The sequence below is a fragment of the Streptomyces sp. DH12 genome, from assembly GCF_020873895.1.
Lineage (GTDB): Bacteria > Actinomycetota > Actinomycetes > Streptomycetales > Streptomycetaceae > Streptomyces.
In genome coordinates this window covers 1-623 of sequence record NZ_JAHWGT010000426.1, presented here as the reverse complement: position 1 = coordinate 623, position 623 = coordinate 1, and the positions used below count along the sequence as shown (strand labels likewise).

Below are 623 nucleotides of genomic sequence, written 5' to 3'. Positions count from 1 at the left end.
CCGTACCCCCCTCGTCGTCCCGGTCCAGCGGGAGCTCCACCGTGAAGACCGCGCCGCCGCCCGGGCGGTTCGCCGCGTGGATGCGGCCGCCGTGGAGGCGGACGTTCTCCGCCGTGATGGCCAGGCCGAGGCCGCTGCTGTCCCCGTCGCCGCTTCCGGTCCCGCTCCTCGCCCGTGACGTGCTCGCCTTGTAGAAGCGCTCGAAGATGTGCGGCAGTGCTTCCGGAGCGATGCCCGGGCCGTTGTCGGTGACTTCGAGGACGGCGAGGCCGCACCGCGCCTCCAGCGTCACCCGGACCGGCGGTTGGCCGTGGCGCAGGGCGTTGCCGACCAGGTTGGCGGTCACGACGTCGAGCCGGCGCGGGTCGACGCGGGCGCGGAGTCCGCCCGGTGCGGGCAGCCGCAGTTCGACCTCCTCCGGGCGCCAGCGGGAGGCGACCGTGTGCCGGACGGACTCGGCGAGGTCGATGTCGTCGCGGTGGAGCCGCGCCGCGCCCGCGTCGAAGCGTGATATCTCCATCAGGTCCTCGACCAGCACGCTCAGCCGCTGCGTGCCCTCGCTGACGAGCCGCAGCGCCTCGCCCGTCTCGCCCTCCACCCGCTGGTCCAGTACGTCGGTGACC

Annotated in this window: 1 protein-coding gene; it reads right to left on the bottom strand. The window is 74.3% G+C overall.

From position 1 onward, the window contains the following. Positions 1 to 623: cell wall metabolism sensor histidine kinase WalK (locus tag LPA54_RS34965; RefSeq protein WP_228984634.1), on the bottom strand; the 623-nt coding region annotated here is incomplete at both ends.